This is a genomic window from Paeniglutamicibacter sp. ZC-3 (assembly GCF_025847175.2).
Lineage (GTDB): Bacteria > Actinomycetota > Actinomycetes > Actinomycetales > Micrococcaceae > Paeniglutamicibacter > Paeniglutamicibacter sulfureus.
This window is the reverse complement of record NZ_JAOYTG010000010.1, coordinates 25918-43443: the sequence shown is the minus strand read 5'-3', so window position 1 is coordinate 43443 and position 17526 is coordinate 25918. Positions and strand designations below refer to the sequence as shown.

At 64.0% G+C, this 17526-nt stretch carries 16 protein-coding genes; 11 read left to right on the top strand and 5 right to left on the bottom strand.

What is annotated here, in order from left to right:
* Positions 1 to 66 precede the first annotated feature (66 nt).
* Positions 67 to 1971, bottom strand: a complete 1905-nt coding sequence (locus OIU93_RS11830; RefSeq protein WP_264270280.1) for a penicillin-binding transpeptidase domain-containing protein — start codon at positions 1969 to 1971, stop codon at positions 67 to 69.
* Positions 1972 to 2124: 153 nt separating this feature from the next.
* On the opposite strand from OIU93_RS11830, the gene pheS reads away from it, so the two are divergent.
* Positions 2125 to 3213 carry a phenylalanine--tRNA ligase subunit alpha gene (gene pheS, locus OIU93_RS11825; RefSeq protein ID WP_264270279.1) on the top strand — a complete coding sequence of 363 codons (1089 nt, stop codon included), beginning with the start codon at positions 2125 to 2127 and terminating at the stop codon, positions 3211 to 3213.
* Positions 3214 to 3216: 3 nt separating this feature from the next.
* A complete protein-coding gene (gene pheT / locus OIU93_RS11820; RefSeq protein ID WP_264270278.1) occupies positions 3217 to 5757 on the top strand; it encodes a phenylalanine--tRNA ligase subunit beta in 2541 nt (846 codons plus the stop codon).
* A gap of 19 nt (positions 5758 to 5776) precedes the next feature.
* On the opposite strand, the gene OIU93_RS11815 is transcribed toward pheT, so the two are convergent.
* Together OIU93_RS11815 and OIU93_RS11810 are read right to left on the bottom strand one after the other, a co-directional pair.
* The gene (locus OIU93_RS11815) at positions 5777 to 6976 is read right to left on the bottom strand and encodes a hypothetical protein (protein ID WP_264270277.1); all 1200 of its coding nucleotides are present in this window, start codon (positions 6974 to 6976) and stop codon (positions 5777 to 5779) included.
* A 173-nt stretch (positions 6977 to 7149) separates the two neighbouring features.
* Complete coding sequence (locus OIU93_RS11810) at positions 7150 to 7566, bottom strand: hypothetical protein (protein ID WP_264270276.1); 417 nt, start codon at positions 7564 to 7566, stop codon at positions 7150 to 7152.
* An 84-nt stretch (positions 7567 to 7650) separates the two neighbouring features.
* On the opposite strand from OIU93_RS11810, the gene OIU93_RS11805 reads away from it, so the two are divergent.
* The 6 genes from OIU93_RS11805 (at position 7651) to OIU93_RS11780 (ending at position 12400) form a co-directional block, all read left to right on the top strand.
* A complete protein-coding gene (locus tag OIU93_RS11805) occupies positions 7651 to 8283 on the top strand; it encodes a MerR family transcriptional regulator (RefSeq protein ID WP_264270275.1) in 633 nt (210 codons plus the stop codon).
* Between the two features lie 57 nt (positions 8284 to 8340).
* Positions 8341 to 8601, top strand: coding sequence for a hypothetical protein (locus OIU93_RS11800; protein ID WP_264270274.1), 261 nt, complete (start codon positions 8341 to 8343; stop codon positions 8599 to 8601).
* Positions 8602 to 8760: 159 nt separating this feature from the next.
* Entirely contained in the window at positions 8761 to 9162 is a 402-nt protein-coding gene (locus tag OIU93_RS11795) for a VOC family protein (RefSeq protein WP_264270273.1), read from the top strand.
* An 89-nt stretch (positions 9163 to 9251) separates the two neighbouring features.
* The gene (locus tag OIU93_RS11790; protein WP_264270272.1) at positions 9252 to 9950 is read left to right on the top strand and encodes an alpha/beta fold hydrolase; all 699 of its coding nucleotides are present in this window, start codon (positions 9252 to 9254) and stop codon (positions 9948 to 9950) included.
* 230 nt (positions 9951 to 10180) lie between these two features.
* Positions 10181 to 10681: a hypothetical protein gene (locus tag OIU93_RS11785; RefSeq protein ID WP_264270271.1), complete on the top strand. Its 501-nt coding sequence runs from the start codon at positions 10181 to 10183 to the stop codon at positions 10679 to 10681.
* Positions 10682 to 10936: 255 nt separating this feature from the next.
* Complete coding sequence (locus tag OIU93_RS11780) at positions 10937 to 12400, top strand: FAD-dependent monooxygenase (RefSeq protein ID WP_264270270.1); 1464 nt, start codon at positions 10937 to 10939, stop codon at positions 12398 to 12400.
* 46 nt (positions 12401 to 12446) lie between these two features.
* Here OIU93_RS11780 and OIU93_RS11775 read toward each other — a convergent pair whose 3' ends face one another.
* Entirely contained in the window at positions 12447 to 12968 is a 522-nt protein-coding gene (locus OIU93_RS11775; protein WP_264270269.1) for a tetratricopeptide repeat protein, read from the bottom strand.
* A 633-nt stretch (positions 12969 to 13601) separates the two neighbouring features.
* Here OIU93_RS11775 and OIU93_RS11770 point away from each other — a divergent pair.
* Complete coding sequence (locus OIU93_RS11770; protein WP_264270268.1) at positions 13602 to 15146, top strand: hypothetical protein; 1545 nt, start codon at positions 13602 to 13604, stop codon at positions 15144 to 15146.
* A gap of 263 nt (positions 15147 to 15409) precedes the next feature.
* Here OIU93_RS11770 and OIU93_RS11765 read toward each other — a convergent pair whose 3' ends face one another.
* Entirely contained in the window at positions 15410 to 15895 is a 486-nt protein-coding gene (locus OIU93_RS11765; RefSeq protein WP_264270267.1) for a hypothetical protein, read from the bottom strand.
* A 73-nt stretch (positions 15896 to 15968) separates the two neighbouring features.
* On the opposite strand from OIU93_RS11765, the gene OIU93_RS11760 reads away from it, so the two are divergent.
* On the top strand, positions 15969 to 16274 hold the full coding sequence (locus OIU93_RS11760) for a hypothetical protein (protein WP_264270266.1): 306 nt from the start codon (positions 15969 to 15971) through the stop codon (positions 16272 to 16274).
* A gap of 349 nt (positions 16275 to 16623) precedes the next feature.
* Positions 16624 to 17325 (top strand): class I SAM-dependent methyltransferase, encoded by a 702-nt coding sequence (locus OIU93_RS11755; protein WP_264270265.1) that lies wholly within the window; start codon positions 16624 to 16626, stop codon positions 17323 to 17325.
* The last annotated feature ends 201 nt before the right edge of the window (positions 17326 to 17526 follow it).

The window sequence follows — 17526 nt, the reverse complement described above, 5'->3', positions numbered from 1 at the left end:
ACAGTCCGGAAAAAACCGGGTTTGTCGGTCCCTTTGTCATGCCTGGGGTGTGCGGCGGAGCGGCGCCTACTGGGCGTCGGTCAGGAATTCGGCAAGGATGGGGCCGGCCGTCTGCGCCCCGCCGCTGCCGTCGCCCACAAACACGGCCACCGCGAGATCTCCCTGCGCGGCGATGGACCATGCGTGGGCATTGCGTTCGGCATCGTATTCCGCCGTGCCGCTCTTGCCGATGATCGCGGGGCCGGGGACGGACTTGAGGTCCTTCAGCGTGCCGTGGTCGACGACCTGGGCCATCATGCCCGAAAGCGCCTTGGCCTCGGCAGCCGTCAACGGGTTCTTGGGCTTGGCGGCGGCATCCGGCTTGGGGTCTACCACCAGGCGGGGGCTGACGGTGGCGCCGTTTTGGACCGAGGCTGCCACCGTGGCCATGCCCAGCGCCGAGGCCTGGACCACTCCCTGGCCGATGCCGTTGGCAGCCAGCTCGGTGCCCGTGGAGTCCTCCGGCACCGACCCAAGGAAGGATGCAGCGCCCGTGGCGGGGCTCAAGTTCAGGCCCAGGGAGGCCGCAGCGTCGGCGAGGGCAGGTGCCTTGACCTTGGAGGCGCCCTCAAGGAAGACGGTGTTGCACGATTGCGCCACGGCCTCGGAGAGCGGGATGCTTCCCAGCGCGCTGGAGGGGTAGCCGTCGTAGTTCTTGAACGCCTTGCCGTCCACGCTCATGGTCGCCGGGCAATCCACGCTCGTTGTCGGGGTATCTCCGGAACGGAGCATGGCCAGTGCTGTGATGACCTTGAAGGTGGAGCCCGGGGCGTACTTGCCCAACAACGCGGTGTTCTGGGCGTTGTCGGCGGGCCCGGCGGCGGCGGCCAGGATGGCCCCGTCGGAGGGACGCACCGCGACCAGCGCGGCGTCGCTGTCCGAGTCGGCGATCAACGACTCGGCAAGTTCCTGCAGGTTCCGGTCCAGCGTGGTTTTCAGATCCTTGCCGTCCACCGCTTCCCGCGTCACCGGGGTTGAGACTTCGGCCTTGTCCTGGTTGTAGATGTTGATGCTGTAGCCCCGGGTGCCCGCCAACTCGTCCTGGTAGGCCTTTTGCAGGCCCGACAGTCCGACCCGGTCCCCGGAGGCAACGCTGCCCTTGGAATCTGCGACGATTTCCGCCGTGGCCTCGCCCACCGACCCGAGGATGGCCCGGGCAAAACTCCGGCTCGGGGCCAGCGGCTGGGTATCGGGCTGCGCCAGCACGCCGGGGATCGCCTTCAATTGCTGATCGGTGACGGTGCGGTCGGCATCGTCGCGCAGGGTGATGGCCTGGACGAACGCCCGCGGGCCGGAAGCTGCAACCCTCTCGGCATACGGTTCGGCATCGATCTCCAATACCTTGGCGAGCTTGGTGGCCGAGACCTCCCATTCCGTCTCCCCGATGGCCTCCTTGTTGATCCCGATGCGGAGCACCGGGCGGTCCGTCACCAGGGTTTGGGCGTTGTTGCCCAGGATCTCCCCGCGCTTGGCCGGGGAGTTGCGCTTGGCGACGTACTGACCGGATTCCAGCCCGGGCACGGCCATCGAGGGGGAGTAGCGCACCGCCCAGGTCTTGGTTTCGTCATCGAGTTCCAGCGTTGCCTGCGTCTGGTAGGTCCAGTCGGTGTCGGAGGCATCGACGTCCCACACGGTGTTGTACACGGCCGTGGCGGTCTTGGGCGCATCAGAGCCCTCGTCCTCGGTGACAGAGGCGAGGGTGACTGTGCGGGGGATCGATTCGAGCGGCTTGAGCGATTCCGCCAGCTCGGCGCTCGCGGTGGCTGCGTCGCTGCCCGCCAGCGGGACCGAGGCGAGGTCCAGGTCCGCCAGCGAACCGGCCAGGAGTTCGGCGGTGGCATTGGGCGCGGGTGGCGCGGAACACGCCCCGAGGGAGCCGATCATCAGCAGGGCGGCGGCAGGCAGGGCAAGGGTTCGAATTACTCGGGACATGGGACTAACTATTGCCCAACCTTCCCTTGGATGTCCACAACCGCGCCCGGAAGGGGGGGAGCCAGTTGCGATTCCAAACCCATCGGGGCTAGCACCTAGAATGGGATGCAGAACCAGAGACACCATCAACAGTGAAAAGGGCCGTAGAACCCCATGTCTGAACCCACGAGCCCGGAAGTGGATGTCATTGACAGCCACGCGCCGGTTGTCCCGCATCCCACCGACGAGGCCGGCATCGACATTGCTGTGCAAGCCGCGCTGGCCGCCTTTGCCGCCGCGAAGAACCTGGACGAGCTGAAGGCGGCACGCCTGGCACACACCGGGGAGAAGTCCCCGCTGTCCTTGGCCAACCGGGAAATCGGCCGCCTCGACAAGAGCGAAAAGGCAGTCGCAGGCAAGCTCCTGGGCGCTTCCCGCGGCCGCGTCAACAAGGCCCTGGCCGGACGCACCGCCGTGCTGGAAGCCGAGGACGCCGCCCGCATCCTCGTCGAGGAGACGGTTGACGTCACCGCCGCCCCGCGCCGCCGCCGTGCAGGTGCCCGCCACCCGCTCTCCACGCTGCAGGACCGCGTGTCCGACATCTTCGTGGGCATGGGCTGGGAAATCGCCGAAGGCCCGGAGATCGAATCCGAGTGGTTCAACTTCGACGCGCTGAACTTCGCCCCGGACCACCCGGCCCGCGAAATGCAGGACACCTTCTTCATCGAACCCGCCGATTCGCACCTCCTGCTGCGCACCCACACCTCACCGGTCCAGGTGCGTTCGATGCTCGAGCGCGAGCTGCCAATCTACGTGCTGTGCCCGGGACGGGTCTACCGCACCGACGAGCTGGATGCCACGCACACCCCTGTCTTCCACCAGTTCGAGGGCCTGGCCATCGACAAAAACCTGACCATGGCCGATCTGCGCGGCACCCTGGAGCACTTCGCCCGGCAGATGTTCGGCGAGGACGCCTCCATCCGCCTGCGCCCGAACTTCTTCCCGTTCACCGAACCCTCGGCCGAGCTGGACATCTGGCACCCGGGTGCCAAGGGCGGCCCGCGCTGGATCGAGTGGGGCGGCTGCGGCATGGTCAACCCCAACGTGCTGCGTGCCGCTGGCATCGACCCGGAGGAATACTCCGGGTTCGCCTTCGGCATGGGCGTGGAGCGGACCCTGATGTTCCGCAACGAGGTCCCCGACATGCACGACATGATCGAGGGCGACATTCGGTTCAGCGAGCACTTCGGGATGGAGATCTAAGACATGCGTATTCCACTTTCATGGCTGCGCGAATACGCGCAGGTACCGGCCGATGCCTCGGCCGAAGACGTCATGGCCGAGCTGGTCAAGGTAGGCCTCGAGGAAGAAGACGTGCACCGTCCCACCGACGAGATCTCCGGCCCCATCGTGGTGGGCCAGGTCCTGTCCATCGTCAAGGAGGAGCAGACCAACGGCAAGACCATCAACTGGTGCCAGGTCCGCGTGGTGCCCGAAGGTGCCACTCAGACCCTGACGAACGAGGGCATCGACCCCTCGGGTGTGCAGGGCATCATTTGCGGCGCCCACAACTTCGTCGAGGGCGACAAGGTCGTGGTGACCCTGCCCGGCGCCGTGCTTCCGGGCGATTTCCGGATCACCCCGCGCAAAACCTACGGCCACGTCTCGGCCGGGATGATCGCCTCCTCCCGCGAGCTGGGCATCGGGGACGACCACGACGGCATCATCGTGCTCTCTCGCCTTGGCCTTGATCCGGAGACCGGCACCGACGCGATGGGACTGCTGGGTCTCTACGACCAGGCGGCGGAAATCAACGTCACCCCGGACCGCTCCTACGCGTTCTCCATCCGCGGGGTGGCCCGCGAATACGCACATGCCACGGGCACCCCCTACACCGACCCTGCCTCGCTGGTCACGGTGGATGCTGCCACCGCACCGGGCCACCCGGTCAAGCTTGCCGATGCCGCCGGCATCTACGGCAAGGACGGCTGCGACAGGTTCCTCACCCGCAAGGTCACCGGCGTGAATCCGGCACTGCCCACCCCGCCGTGGATGGCCAGCCGTCTCAATCTGGCAGGGATGCGCTCGATCTCGCTGGTCGTCGACATTTCCAACTACGTGATGCTGGAGCTTGGCCAGCCGCTGCACTTCTACGACGCGGACAAGCTCACCGGCACCATCACCGTGCGCCGCGCGAACCCGGATGAGACGCTGAAGACCCTCGACGGCAAGGAGCGCAAGCTGCACGCCGAGGACCTGTTGATCACCGACGAATCCGGGGCCATCGGCGTTGCCGGGGTCATGGGCGGGTCGGCCACCGAGGTCTCCGACGCGACGTCCACGGTGCTCATCGAGGCGGCGCACTTCGAGCCGATCTCGATTGCGCGTTCGCGCCGCCGCCACAAGCTGCCCTCCGAGGCCTCGAAGCGCTTCGAGCGCGGCGTGGACTGGAACATCGCCGACGTGGCCGCCCAGCGCGCCGTGGACCTGCTGGTCCAGCTGGCCGGCGGCACCGCCACCACCGAGATCACCGACGAGGGCACCGCGCCCGAAGCCGTGGTCATCGACCTGCCCGCCGGGTTCGCCTCGGCATTGATCGGCATCGACTACACCGAGGAGCAGATCACCTGGGCGCTGGGCGAGATCGGCGCGGAGATTCAGAACGTCGAGTCAGGCTACCGCGTCACCGCGCCGTCATGGCGCCCCGACCTGGCCACCAAGCAGGACCTGGTGGAGGAAATCGCCCGCCTGGTCGGCTACCACCTGATCCCGGCGACGCTGCCCACGGCCCCTCCGGGCCGCGGCTTCTCCCGCGTGCAGGGCCAGCGCCGCCGCGTCGTGGCGGCACTGGCCGACGCGGGCCTGACCGAGGTGCTTTCCTACCCGTTCGTCACCAAGGTGCAGAACAACACCTTCGGTGCCCCCGAGGCCGGGGAGGTTGCGGCCGTGAAGCTGAACAACCCGATGTCCAGCGAGTTCGGGTTCATGCGCACCTCGATCCTGCCGGGCCTGCTGGGCATTGCCCGCCGCAACCACGGCCGCGGCTTCCGCGACCTGGCGCTGTACGAGGCCGGCCAGGTCTTCCTGCCCGGCGAGACCCTGGGCACCGCCACGATCCCGCCGCTGGGGGAGCGCCCCTCCGAGGAGGAACTCGAGGCGCTGTACAACGGCCTGCCGCACCAGCCGACGCACATTGCCGCGGTGCTCACCGGACACGATTCGCCGGTTGCCGCCGCACACGTCCCGCGCGTCTACGACTGGGCCGATGCGCTGGACACCGCCAAGCTGGTCGGTGACGTGCTGGGCGTCGAGGTCGTCGTCTCGCAGGGTTCGCACCAGGCATTCCACCCGGGACGCACCGCGGCCCTGGCGCTTCGCAACGGCACGCACGTCGGCTACGCCGGCGAACTGCACCCGAAGCTGTTGGCCGAGCTGGACTTGCCCGAGCGCACCGTCGCGATGGAAATCAACGCGGACGAGCTCTTCGAGGCCGCTGCCGACGTGATCGTGGCCAAGGAGATCTCCACCTTCCCGATCTCCACCCAGGACGTGGCCCTGGTGGTTGATGCGCACGTGGTGGCGGCAGAGGTGCTCGAGACCCTGCGCGAAGGCGCCGGGGAACTGCTCGAGGACCTTGCACTCTTCGACGTGTACTCGGGCACCGGGATTCCGGAAGGCAAGAAGTCGCTGGCCTTCGGCCTGCGCTTCCGTGCCGCGGACCGCACGCTGACAGCCGACGAAGCTTCCGAGGCGCGTGCCGCCGCGGTGGCACTTGCCGCCGAGCGGTTCGGAGCCGTGCAGCGCTAACGCCCGCCGGCAACACGGACTACGAAGGCCGGCCACCTCCCGCGAAATCGCGGGCGGTGGCCGGCCTTCGGCGTTCGTTGTATTCGTCGTGTAGATCCTTGATGGCCTCGCGGACAATAGGCTGCGCGACGAGGGTTCCGGCGGTGTATTCCAAGACCCCGGCTTCCAGCCAAACAAAGATGGAGGCGGATAATTCGCCATACCGTTCCGCTAGCCGGTCCTGGATGTCTTCGCCGAGGGTCAACATGTTCGTTTCCGTGGTGGCCCGTTCAACGGATGGTTGCTTGGAGACGTCAGCAAGGAGGGCCAAGCGCTCCTCGGCCCGTCGAAGGCCTGCCAAGCCGACCGCGGGCTTGGCCTCGGCCCAGATCTTGATCTTGAGGTAGGCGGCCAGCAGGCTGCGGATGGCATCCTGGTTTCGTGGATGCCCGTCATCCAGCAAGGCAATCCCCGCATGCGTGGGATAGAGCTCGCCGCTGTTCTCCGAAACTTCCCCGACATATTCGTCCTCGTCCCAGGTGCATTCGTCTCCAGCGGTTTCGAAGAGCTCCGCTTCGTCCATGGCGGTGAAAAGGTCCATGAAGATCGTGAGCGGAAGCGGGTAGAGTCCCGGGGCCAGCAGGATGGGGCCCGCAGGATCCGTGACCGGAAGCGCCAGCGATTCGGTGGAATTCGGGATGAATTTCCCCTCAATCATCTCGTCCAGGAGATAGGCGGCCCACTGCACGAGCGCTATGCCGTGGCCGTGCCTGGCGGGGATGTCGATCGGGCATTCGCGGGGGGTTCGTCGATGGGCAGAGCCAGGAATGCGCATCAGCACCAGCAGGTGCAACAGGTCGAAGTCCTCGCTTCCGGCCGTCCAACGGCCGTTGTCTTGCAGGAAATGCAGGTAGCCATCCAGACGGTTCAGGGCCTGGCAGGCGGCATCACCGGGCAGCCGGCGGATGGACTTGATCATGGTGGCGACTGATCGCGGGGCCAACGCGTCGGGTGCGTTGAATGGCCAGACATTGGCGTAGGACTCCAGGAGGACAAGCAGCCCGTCCCAGTCGTCGTGGGCCTGGCCGTGCGTCACGGTGCGGGATCTCCAGGCGATGTAGGCAGGTTCCAGCCCGTGGAGCCGTTCGATTCCCGAGGCGCGCGACGGGTGGGGGCCGGGTCGCCGTGCTTTCGGTGATTTGCGGTGTTTTCGGCGCAATTGCTTGCTCGTCGTGGTCATGGCCATCCTTGGGGATTCGGTGCGGGAATCCCAGCATGGACCGATCCGCGGGTTGGTGGACCCGTGGCCTGCAGGGCTGTGGAAAAGTCGCCAATCCGCCCGGTCGAAGCCCCGGGAACAAACCGCCCGCACCCCCGCGAACTGGGGGCGTGTTGCCGGCCTGCGGCGTATCCTCAGGCGCTCCCGGCCCCGGTGGCGATCGCCCCGATCCCCGCGGCCAACAGCCCCGCGGTAAGTGAGGCGGCGCCGAGGCCGATCAGCAGCGACAGTCGGTTGGGCTTCTCGGGGTTTTTCCCGAGCACCGAGAGAAAGAAGCCGGCGGGCATCAAGATAGCGGCGACCGGGACGCCTGAGCGGGCGATCCAGTCGACCCAGGTCGGGACGTCGAGGTGGTCGGCGAAGGCTAGGATCGCCAAGGACAGAACCAGCAGGACCGCTGCATGGGCGTGCCCTGCCCGGTACCAAGACTTCTGCAGGTCGTTGGCGGGAACCCCGCCGGCGGCGACGCGGACGAGGAAGGCGCCGCCTGATTCGACAGTGATGAGGGCCAGAAGCAGAATTCCGGCGAGGACCAACGTGCTCGGTTCCATGGGGGGTGTTTCCTTTCGAACCCGCTTGGATAGCTGTACTATCCAACATAGATACCTTAACTATCCAACACAAGGGGTTGCCGCATGCGAATGTCCGAACTTCTCAAGCGCTCCGGGATGCCGCTGGCGACCGTGAAATACTACCTGCGCGAGGGCCTGCTGGCCCCCGGAGAGTCGGTCGGTGCAACAATGGCCGACTACGGCGAAGAGCATGTGCGCCGGCTGGCGCTGATCCGCGCGCTCACCGAGGTCGTGGGACTGCCGCTGGCAGGGGTGCGCACCATCGTTGGACTCATCGACGAACCGCAGGCCGACCGTTACAGTACTTTGGGACGAGCGATCGCCGTGCTGCCGCCGGCCGTGGAGGCGGACGCACACGGTGACTATCCGCGGGCCCGGGCGGCGTTGGCGGAGATCGGCCAGCTCTGCGACCCCGGCTACGCGGCCGTCGCCCAGCTCGAACGCGCCTTGGCCGCCGCCGAAGCGGCCGGCCTGCCCATGGGGCGCGAACGGCTGCACGGCTACGCACGGCACATCATGGCGATCGCCGAGATCGACATGGCGGAACTGCCCGGAGCCGACACATCGCGGGCCGTGGAGTACTCGGTGCTCGGAACGGCGCTCTACGATCCGATCTTTGCCGCGATGCGGCGCCTGGCCCACCAGGACCTGGCAAGTCGGATGCTGGGCGGAAGCGCGGGGGACCAGACCCGGTAGGCATCGGTGGCCGGGTTCGAAGCGCCGGCGCACATTCGTTCGTGCCAAGATGGGGGAATGAGCGCAGAAATCCCGGTTGCCGCCCGTGCCACGTCCGTGTGGACCAAGTCCCGCTGGCTGAAGATTCCATATCGCTCTTTTCGATTCGACGTCAGATACGCCGACGGGCGTGAGGAACAAGTCGAGAGTTTGGACAAGGTGCTCCAGGGTGCAAGCTATCCAGCGGATGCGTGGAGCACCCGGAAGGGCGCCGAAAAGGCATGTCCGAAGGAGGGCACCGGGGCCTGGGTTGATTATCCCTACGGGCGGCCGCTGTGAGAACGACCGCCTGGGCTCGGTTCGGCGGGCCAACCCCGAGGCCGGCCACGATCGATCGGTTCACCGGCACCGATCCTGGGCCGGGGCCGTGGCCCCGCTCGCGCCCCTGGCCCCGATCGACCTGTAGCGGAAGGAGAACAGTTTTCGTAGGCTATGCCCATGGCTGCTCCCCAGATCTATGTCAGTTTCCCCGGCACGGCGCGTGAAGCGCTCGGCTTCTATGCGGACGTCTTCGGCGGAAAACTCTCCTTGTACACCTATGAAGAATTTGGCCGAAAGGACGGTCCGCCGGAATCCATCGCCCATGGCGTTCTCGACGGCGTAGTGGCATTGGCCGGATCGGATGCTGCCCCGGGAGGAAAGAGCGTCAGGTTCGAAGGACTCATGCTCTCGTTGCTGGGGACCGCCGGACCGTCCGTCCTCCACGAGTGGTTCGACAAACTCGCAGTTGGCGGGACGGTGCTGGACCCACTTTCCCCCAAACCCTGGGGAGCCTCCGACGGCCAGGTCATCGACCGCCACGGGCTGCACTGGCTCATCGGATACGAGCCGGATTCGTGAGGGACCAACACTCAACGAGCAATCCCTCTCCGGGCGGCCACGAATATTCATGGCGCCGCGGCCGCGGTTCGCAGGTGGAAAAGCGGTTGGTGGATCTCGGCAGCGGAATCCGAATCGGCTGCCGCATTTCCGGCCCCGCCGGTGGGCCGCCGATGGTCCTGTTGCACGCGCTCGGGGAACAAGCAGCGAGTTGGTCCGGGGTCGAGACGCGGTTCGCTTCGCTGTTTCGAGTAGTCAATCTGGATTTGCGCGGGCATGGCGACAGCGATCGGCCGGGCGCCTACTCGTTCGAACTCATGCGCGAGGACGTCATCGAGGTCCTTGACATCATGGATCTGCGCGACGTGGTGCTGATCGGCCACTCGATGGGCGGCGCTGTCGCATATATGGTTGCCCAAGCGCAGCCTGGTCGCATCGCGCGGCTCGTGGTCGAGGATGTCCCGCCGCCGTTCCCCCGGACACGGCCGGTTCCCGAACGCCCCGAGGGAGTCCTGGGGTTCGATTGGGCGGTCGTGCCGGCCATCGTTGAACAGGTTAACGACCCCACTCGCCGCTGGTGGAGGCGACTGCCCGATATCACATCTCCCACGTTGCTCATCGGAGGCGGTCCCACCAGCCCTGTTCCACAGGACCTACTCGTGGAGGTCGCAGGGCTCATCCCCGAGTGCACTCTCGTCACCATACCCACTGGTCACAACGTTCACGAGACGCGTCCGAGCGAATTTGCCGACACTGTCCTGCGGTGGTTGAAGGGCACCATTTTCCCGAACCACGGGCCGGCCGTGTAGGTTGCTATCCCACGGACGCTGCCCTTTCACCGACATCCAGCGGATGTGCAAACCATTTTCCGCGGGGGAGGCCCCCGGACGCGGCGCCCTGCAAGATCGGGACGAACACCTCCCGCGTGGCATCGGGGAAACGCGTTCATTGCCCGGCCGGGTAGCATCGGAGGTGCGAATCATGGCACCTCCGGGAGAGTGCCCCGCAACATTCCCGCCGCCAAGATCCAAGGAATCCGATGCCGTTCAACAAAAAAACGCTCAAAGACGACGGATTCACCGGATTCCGCCCCATCACAGACCTTGAAATCAATCGGATTCCGCAGCGTCAGGGGATATTCGTTGTGTTGCGGCCCGAGGGGTTTGAGCCGCGGTTCCTCACCAAAAGCACGGCCGGAATTTTCAAGAAGAAGAATCCATCCCTGCCCATGGCCGGGCTCACCGCTGAATGGGTTGAGGACGCAGATGTCCTCTTCATTGGCAAGGCCAGCCCCGGCAGTAAGGGCAACCGCGGGCTTCGACGCCAGATCCAAGAATTTTTGGACTTTGGAAATGGAAAGCCGCCGGGACACTGGGACGGCCGGCTGATCTGGCAGTTGGCGGAAACAGGAGCCCTTCTCATGGCATGGAAGGAGCTACCTGCGGAGGAGCTCAATGCGGCCCAGGCGAACTACCATGCCGAGTTCCGCCAATTGCACGGTAGGTTGCCGTTCGCCAATCTCGTCCAGGCCCGCGCCTAAAACGCGTCTCCGCTGAATGCCGCGCACGGCAAAACGTTCGCGTCCGCATTGGTCCGCCCGCAAGGGAAGACCCTGCCCCGCTCGGCGAGGATCTGCAAAGGCAATTTTGGAAATGCGACGACAGTTTTCCAGGAAGGGTAGCAACCCCTCCCGCCTTCAAGATAGCGCCGCGAGGGGGTCTTGCAGCAAGACCCGTGCTGTGGAATACACTGCTCGGGCGTGCCCGTCAGCACAGCATCACGAGAAGAGGATGGGATGGCAGACGTAATCATCGTGGGAAGTGGACCGGCCGGCATGATGCTGGCTGGTGAGTTGGCACTGGCTGGTATTGACGGGGCGATCATGGAGCGGCTTCCGACAGGGGCCTTGACGGAATCCCGTGCGGGCGGCTTTCACTGTCGCACCATTGAGATCCTTGACCAGCGGGGCATCGCCGGTCGATTCCTGGACGAGGGCACGACCGTGCAGACGGCCCGATTCGGAAAGTCGGTTCTGGATATCAGCGACTTTCCGACGCGGCACCCTTACGGGCTCGGCCTGTGGCAGAGCCGCATCCAACCAATCCTCGAAGACTGGATCAAGGAGCTCGGGGTGCCCGTCCATCGCCGTCATGAGGTGGTTGGCTTCATCCAGGACGAGACCGGCGTCGAAGTCGAGACCGCCGACGGCGCAAAGATCCGGGCCGCGTTTCTTGTCGGCGCGGACGGTGGCCGCAGCGTGGTCCGCAAGTGCGCCGGTATCGACTTCCCCGGCTGGGACGCGACCCGGAGCAACCTGATCGCCGAAGTGGAAGCAACCGATGAAGTACCCTCCGGTACGCACTTGGATGAGTCCGGGGTCCACGGCTTTAGTTTGATGCCGGACGGGCGTACCTATCGTGTCATCACGACGGAGCGACAGGTCGGTTCGCGGCAGGATCCCACCCTGGGTGACCTGAGCGATTCCCTGACCTGGGCGTATGGAACAGACTTCGGAGTGCATACACCGACCTCTATCTCCAGATTCACCGACGCCACACGGCAGGCCGCGACCTATCGCAAGGGCCGGGTGCTGCTGGTCGGGGACGCCGCTCACGTTCACTATCCCGCAGGCGGCCAGGGGATCGGCTTGGGCTTGCAGGACGCAGTCAACCTTGGGTGGAAGCTCGCACAGGTGGTCAATGGCCTCTCACCCGAGTCCCTTCTGGACACTTACCACGCGGAGCGACACCCCGTCGGTGGTCGCGCGCTCAAGCATTCGATGGCGCAAACAGCCCTGCAACGCGCCGATGCCCGAACCGCGGCGCTCGCCGAGACCGTCGAGGAACTCATGTCGATGGATGAGCCTCGGCGGCACGTTGCCGCACTGATCCACGGACTCGACATCACCTACGACTTAGGGGAGGGGCACCCGCTTCTCGGACGCCGCATGCCGGATCTTGATCTCGATACGGCAAACGGTCCGACCCGTGTCTTCACGCTGCTCCACGATGCAAAGCCGGTCCTGCTAACACTCGACGGTCTGAGCCACTTCGAGATCGAACCCTGGGCCGATCACGTCCAACAGGTCGAGGCCCGGTATACCGGCCCGTGGCGACTGCCCCTCCTGGGTGACGTGAGGCCTCCTACCGCCGTGCTCATCCGCCCGGACGGATATGTTGCCTGGGTTGGGCAAGGAACTGCCCAGGACCTGACGGACGCGCTATGCCGCTGGTTCGGCCCTGGGCTGCCAGCGCGCTAACGATCGTTTCACGGACCAGGTAGCGCGAGTTTGCCCTCGGGATCCTTCAGCGGGACTCAACTACCGGGGGTGTACCTCGTCCATCCAGCGAGCGGAGATAGGCCGCGTTCCCACTGATCGCCGACTTGTATCTATCGATGTCCGGAGAGCGAACGAAGTCCACCACCACATCAAGCAGCGAAGCAATGGCTTCATCTGGTCGGCCTGCTGCGTGGAGGGTGATTGCTTCGAACACCCCCAGCGATGGGGACCCGGGAAACTCAGTGCGAGCTGTCGCGAAGACCGCGCTGGACTTTGCGTACTGTCCCACGTTTCGCAAGGTTGACCCGTATTGGACATAGCAACGGCGGAGCAGATCGCCCTTGAGGCCAGCAGCGAGGGCGTTCTCGTAAAATCCAAGGGCTGTTTCTTCCTTGCCAGCAGTGTCATATGCCCCTCCGACTTCGTAGAGCACTCGCGCATTCCCGGGATTCGAAGCAAGCAGGGGAAGCAACGCATCGATGGTCGGCTGCATGTTCGCCCGGTCTCGGGCAGCGAAGATCCTGTCCAGCTTCTTGTCTAAAGTCATGCCGCTCAGTCTTGCACATGCAGCATCCGCTGGTCTGTGGGCGACCGAATCACCCCTTGGCGACCGGGAGACGCCGGGATCTATAGATTGTGGAATTCCGATAGCGGAACCTTCTGCAGGACAAAACCCACCGCGTGACGCGAGCCTCAAATGGAAAGCATCTCGTGGGAGCGGGACAGAATCGCCATGCGACTCGGTGCGGTGGCAGGATGCCCGCTGGCCCATTGGCCGGGCCTTCAATCTATGTTGGCCAATATGGAACTGCTTGTCCCCTTGTTACACGGGACGTTACCCATCCTCAAGAACAATTCCTTTGACGCGGCGGACGCCGAGTCCTGATTCGCGATGGCCCCGTCCAGCCCGCGCTCCAGAGAGTCAGTCGTCCCACCCTCGGCGTAAGAGCATGGCCAAGGCCTCCTATCCACCGGCTCAAGTTTTACCGGATCTTGTGCCAGCCAGCTCGTTGGGGTAACAACGGAAGTTGTTGCTAGTGTCATTAATGGTGATCGTTCTCCTTTAGTGGTTGTCGTCGTTGAAGCCTCTCCAACGGTTTCGAGGGCGCTTTCTGTTGAAGGAACGATAAAACGATGCCGGTGAAAATCTTTGGCTGATGATCGACGCGGGGGTAAAAATATGACGATTCGGGCAAGGGGACGCCTCGCTGCGGTTGCTTCCGGGCTGGTTCTTGCCCTGGTCGCGGCCGGGTGCACCGCAGCGGATCCGGGGGACGACGCCGGCGCTGTCGGTGCCAAGGCTCAGGAGAACCAAGACAGCGTGGTGTTGGCCGGGGCCGAGGCTGGCATCGGCCAGATCGGCGGCAACCCCGCGGAGATGGCGCTGAAAGCCAGCGAGGTGTTCTTCGAAAAGGCACCCGCAGTCGTCGTGCTGGGCAATGACGGCGGGCAGGAAGCCGCCGCCGGTCAGGCCCGCGCACTCGGCGTCCCGCTGCTCGTGGCACCTGGCGACGCACCGGACGAAGCAACGGAGCGGCAAGATTTCTCCGCCGAGCTGGAGCGTCTGGGCGCACGTACCCTCATTGCCCACGGAACTGTGCCGGATTCACTGGCGGGGAGTCTGGAAGTTGTCGACGGGGCGGCACCCGATGCCGATCTGCCAGACATTGACCCGGTCGAGGGAAACACGGATTCCGGCTTCGCCGTCGTCGTTCGCTCGGGGGAAGAAGCCGCGGAAGCGGCAGGTCCGGCACTGGTCACGGCCCAAGCCGCGGGGGCCGAGCTCCACACCATGGCCTCGCCTGACCCACGGGCTGCGAAGAACCAGAAATTTTTCCAGGAACACGCGGACTCGGAGCTGTACGCGATCGGCGTCGGCTTCGGGAAAGCCGCGGAATTCTCTGCCCTGGCGGCAACGGCTGCCGGAGGAATGCAACTTCCAGGCGGCGGGCAGATCGTGTTTCCGGACCGGCGCATGGTCGCGCTGTACGGGACGCCCGGGACGGCTTCACTGGGTCTGCTCGGCGAACAGGACGTCGATGGGGCCATCAAGCTCGCCAAAAAGTACGCCGCGGAGTACCAGCCCTTTAGCAAGGAGAAGGTCGTGCCGGCCTTCGAGATCATCTCGACCGTCGCCGCGGCGTCCGCGGGCAAGGACGGGAAGTACTCCAGCTACGTTCCCCTCGAACGACTCGAGTCATGGGTGAAGGCGGCCGAGAAGGCAGGGGTATATGTGGTTCTTGACCTGCAACCTGGTCGCAACGACTTCCTGACCCAGGCCAAGCACTATGAAAAGTTGCTGGTCTACCCCAACGTCGGCATTGCCTACGACCCCGAGTGGCGGCTCAAGCCCGGCCAGCGTCACATGGTCCAAATCGGTTCCGTGGATGCCGCTGAGCTCAACCGCACCAACGATTGGTTGGCTGCGCTGACGCGCAAGCACCACCTGCCGCAGAAGGTCGTCATCCTGCACCAGTTCAAGTTGAGCATGATCCGCAACCGATCCGCACTGGATACTTCGCACCCCGAACTTGCGATGGTCTTGCATGCAGACGGCAACGGCACGCCGGGGATGAAGATGGAGACGTGGAAGAGCCTGCGCCGTGACCTGCCCGACGGCATCAGGATGGCGTGGAAGAACTTCATCGACGAGGACTCCCCGACGTTCACACCGAAGCAGACCTTCGACATAGATCCGAAGCCGTGGTTCGTTTCCTACCAGTAGGCCGTACGATCACACCCGGAGGGGGGCCTTCCAGAGAAAAGTTTCGGATGGCATTTCCAGTCCCTGCCCGCCAGCTTCGAATGTATTCGGGGGGCGAAGCAAAAAGCAATGACACCAACAACGGCGACCGCCAAACCCGAAATCAACAGGGCCGCACCAAGGCAGAATGCTGCGAGAAAGCACCCCGCCAGCACAGCGAATCCTATTTGTCTGGTTGCCTTTGGCGTCGACGCCAGGAACACTTGTCGAAAGATTTTTGGACGTTAACCAAGCTGCACCTTGCATATTTTTCCCGTTGGTTCTCCATCGAGAGTGAACTCAATGCGTAGGAATCGGGCAGCAGCAGGAGGTTCCGGAAGATACACCCAGGTGGCATCCCAATCGGACCCGCTTCCTGCGACTTGTCCGGCAGACCATCGATAGATGGTTCCTAAATCATCCGAGATATCCGCTCCAACAGGGCCAAGAACTAGCTGACCGGGCATCGCCGGTGCGTCTCCGGCTGCTTCCGCCCCATCACGTTCCCTCAGGTTTGCCCACTGCGATATTTCCTTGACGTGGTGTTCGTCGCGGCGCTGGGTTTCGGGACTGCGGATCCCTTCGAGGTGGAGTCTTATTCCCTGTTTTCCCAACCATTCAGTTGCGGAAAACGGAGCGTCGGCAATCGACTCAACCCCGGCGAACCGCACGTCGACACCATCCTTGGTTGCCACGATGAGATCCCCTGGGGCTGAAATGATTGTCATCATGTGACCACCCTAGCGTGTGGTTTTCGACGCCGAATGTAGCATCCCAGCTCGGTGTGATCCGTAGGATTGTTCCATGAGTAGCAAACGATGGGCTGTTGAAACTGTCCGCGATGAAATCCTCTCCGCAATCGCCGAAGTCCGCACCGTTGCTCGCTCCGAAAGCGACAAGCAGCGGAGCCACGCTGCCGGCTGGCTCCACGAGCTGTTCGTCGGCGTCGCGGACAGGCGCGATCTCCGTGCGGCCACTGCAAAAGCCTTCAGCTTGTATGGCGGGACGGGGTCGTTTTCCGACGTCGGGTCGGCCGAGTCGGCTCACGCGGTCGACAGGTTGGCCAAGGGCCTCCGGCGTGGGCGTTCCTGGTTCCTGCGCAACTCTTGACGAGATGATGAGACTCTTCGCAAATTGAATTGACGACTTGCACGGGGAGGGTCCGGCGGAATCGGGGATCACTGACCAGGCCGGGACGAACCGGAATCGACGGCGTTGCTGTCGTGTCATGATCCATCCGCCCAATCACGGTGTCGCAAGGAACCCAGTCATGCGCCATGGCCGTCCTGTAACGGGAACCAGTGGGAGGAATTGGACTTTCAGAATATTGAAAGAGGATCGTCCCGAAAGCTTAATTTCAGGTGAGTGTGTCGTTTCTATTTTTATCCGTGGGAATGCGGGAAGGCTGTTAGCCTCATATAAATGAGCCCCCCATTCTGAGGTCCGGAGGAATTGGTTTATGACGCAGGACACCGATTACGACAGCTTTGCCGAAGCGTACTCGACTGAAAATGAAACCAGTCTGATCAATGGATTCTACGAACGGCCGGCGATGATAAAACTCGCAGGGGATGTCCGTAATCGTCGAATTCTAGATGCTGGCTGCGGTTCCGGGCCGCTGACGAAGGCGCTCCGTGATCGCGGCGCCAGCGTGACAGGATTTGACTCCAGTGAAGCAATGATCAGCCTTGCCCGGAAAAGACTTGGTGCGGAAGCAGATCTGCTGACAGCCGACCTCGGCCAGCCGCTGCCATTCGCCGAGGAAACGTTCGATGACGTGGTTTCCTCGCTGGTTTTTCACTATTTGCAAGACTGGCTGAGTCCGCTACAGGAGATACGGCGAGTACTGCGACCCGGAGGCCGACTCATCATGTCTGTCAACCATCCGATCCTCTACCCATGGACCAACCCCGGTTCCGACTACTTCAAGCTCACGAAGTATTCAGATGAGCACACGTTCAATGGCCAACCGGCGATCCTCACATATTGGCATCGACCATTGCACGAAATGACGGACGCATTTGCCAAGGCCGGATTCCAGATCGAGGTAGTCAGTGAACCACCGTTCTCTGCCGATGCGCCCCCGGAACTCGTCCCGCCTCAATTCGAAGGCAGGGAATCGTTCTTGAGCTTTATTTTCTTCGTGCTGCGTGCGAAATGACGGTGATTCTCTCAAGCTTCGGCAAGTGGGAACCAAGAACTCCCTTGGGATTCGGATAACGGAACCGAACCCTCAAGGCCCCGATACTTAAGAAGTTCTGATTCGCAGGAAAATACGGTGTCACGCGGGACCGGACCACCGAGGGCGCTACTTACCGCACACGAATTGCAGGCCAGCGCCGCATCCCAGCGGGGGAAACCG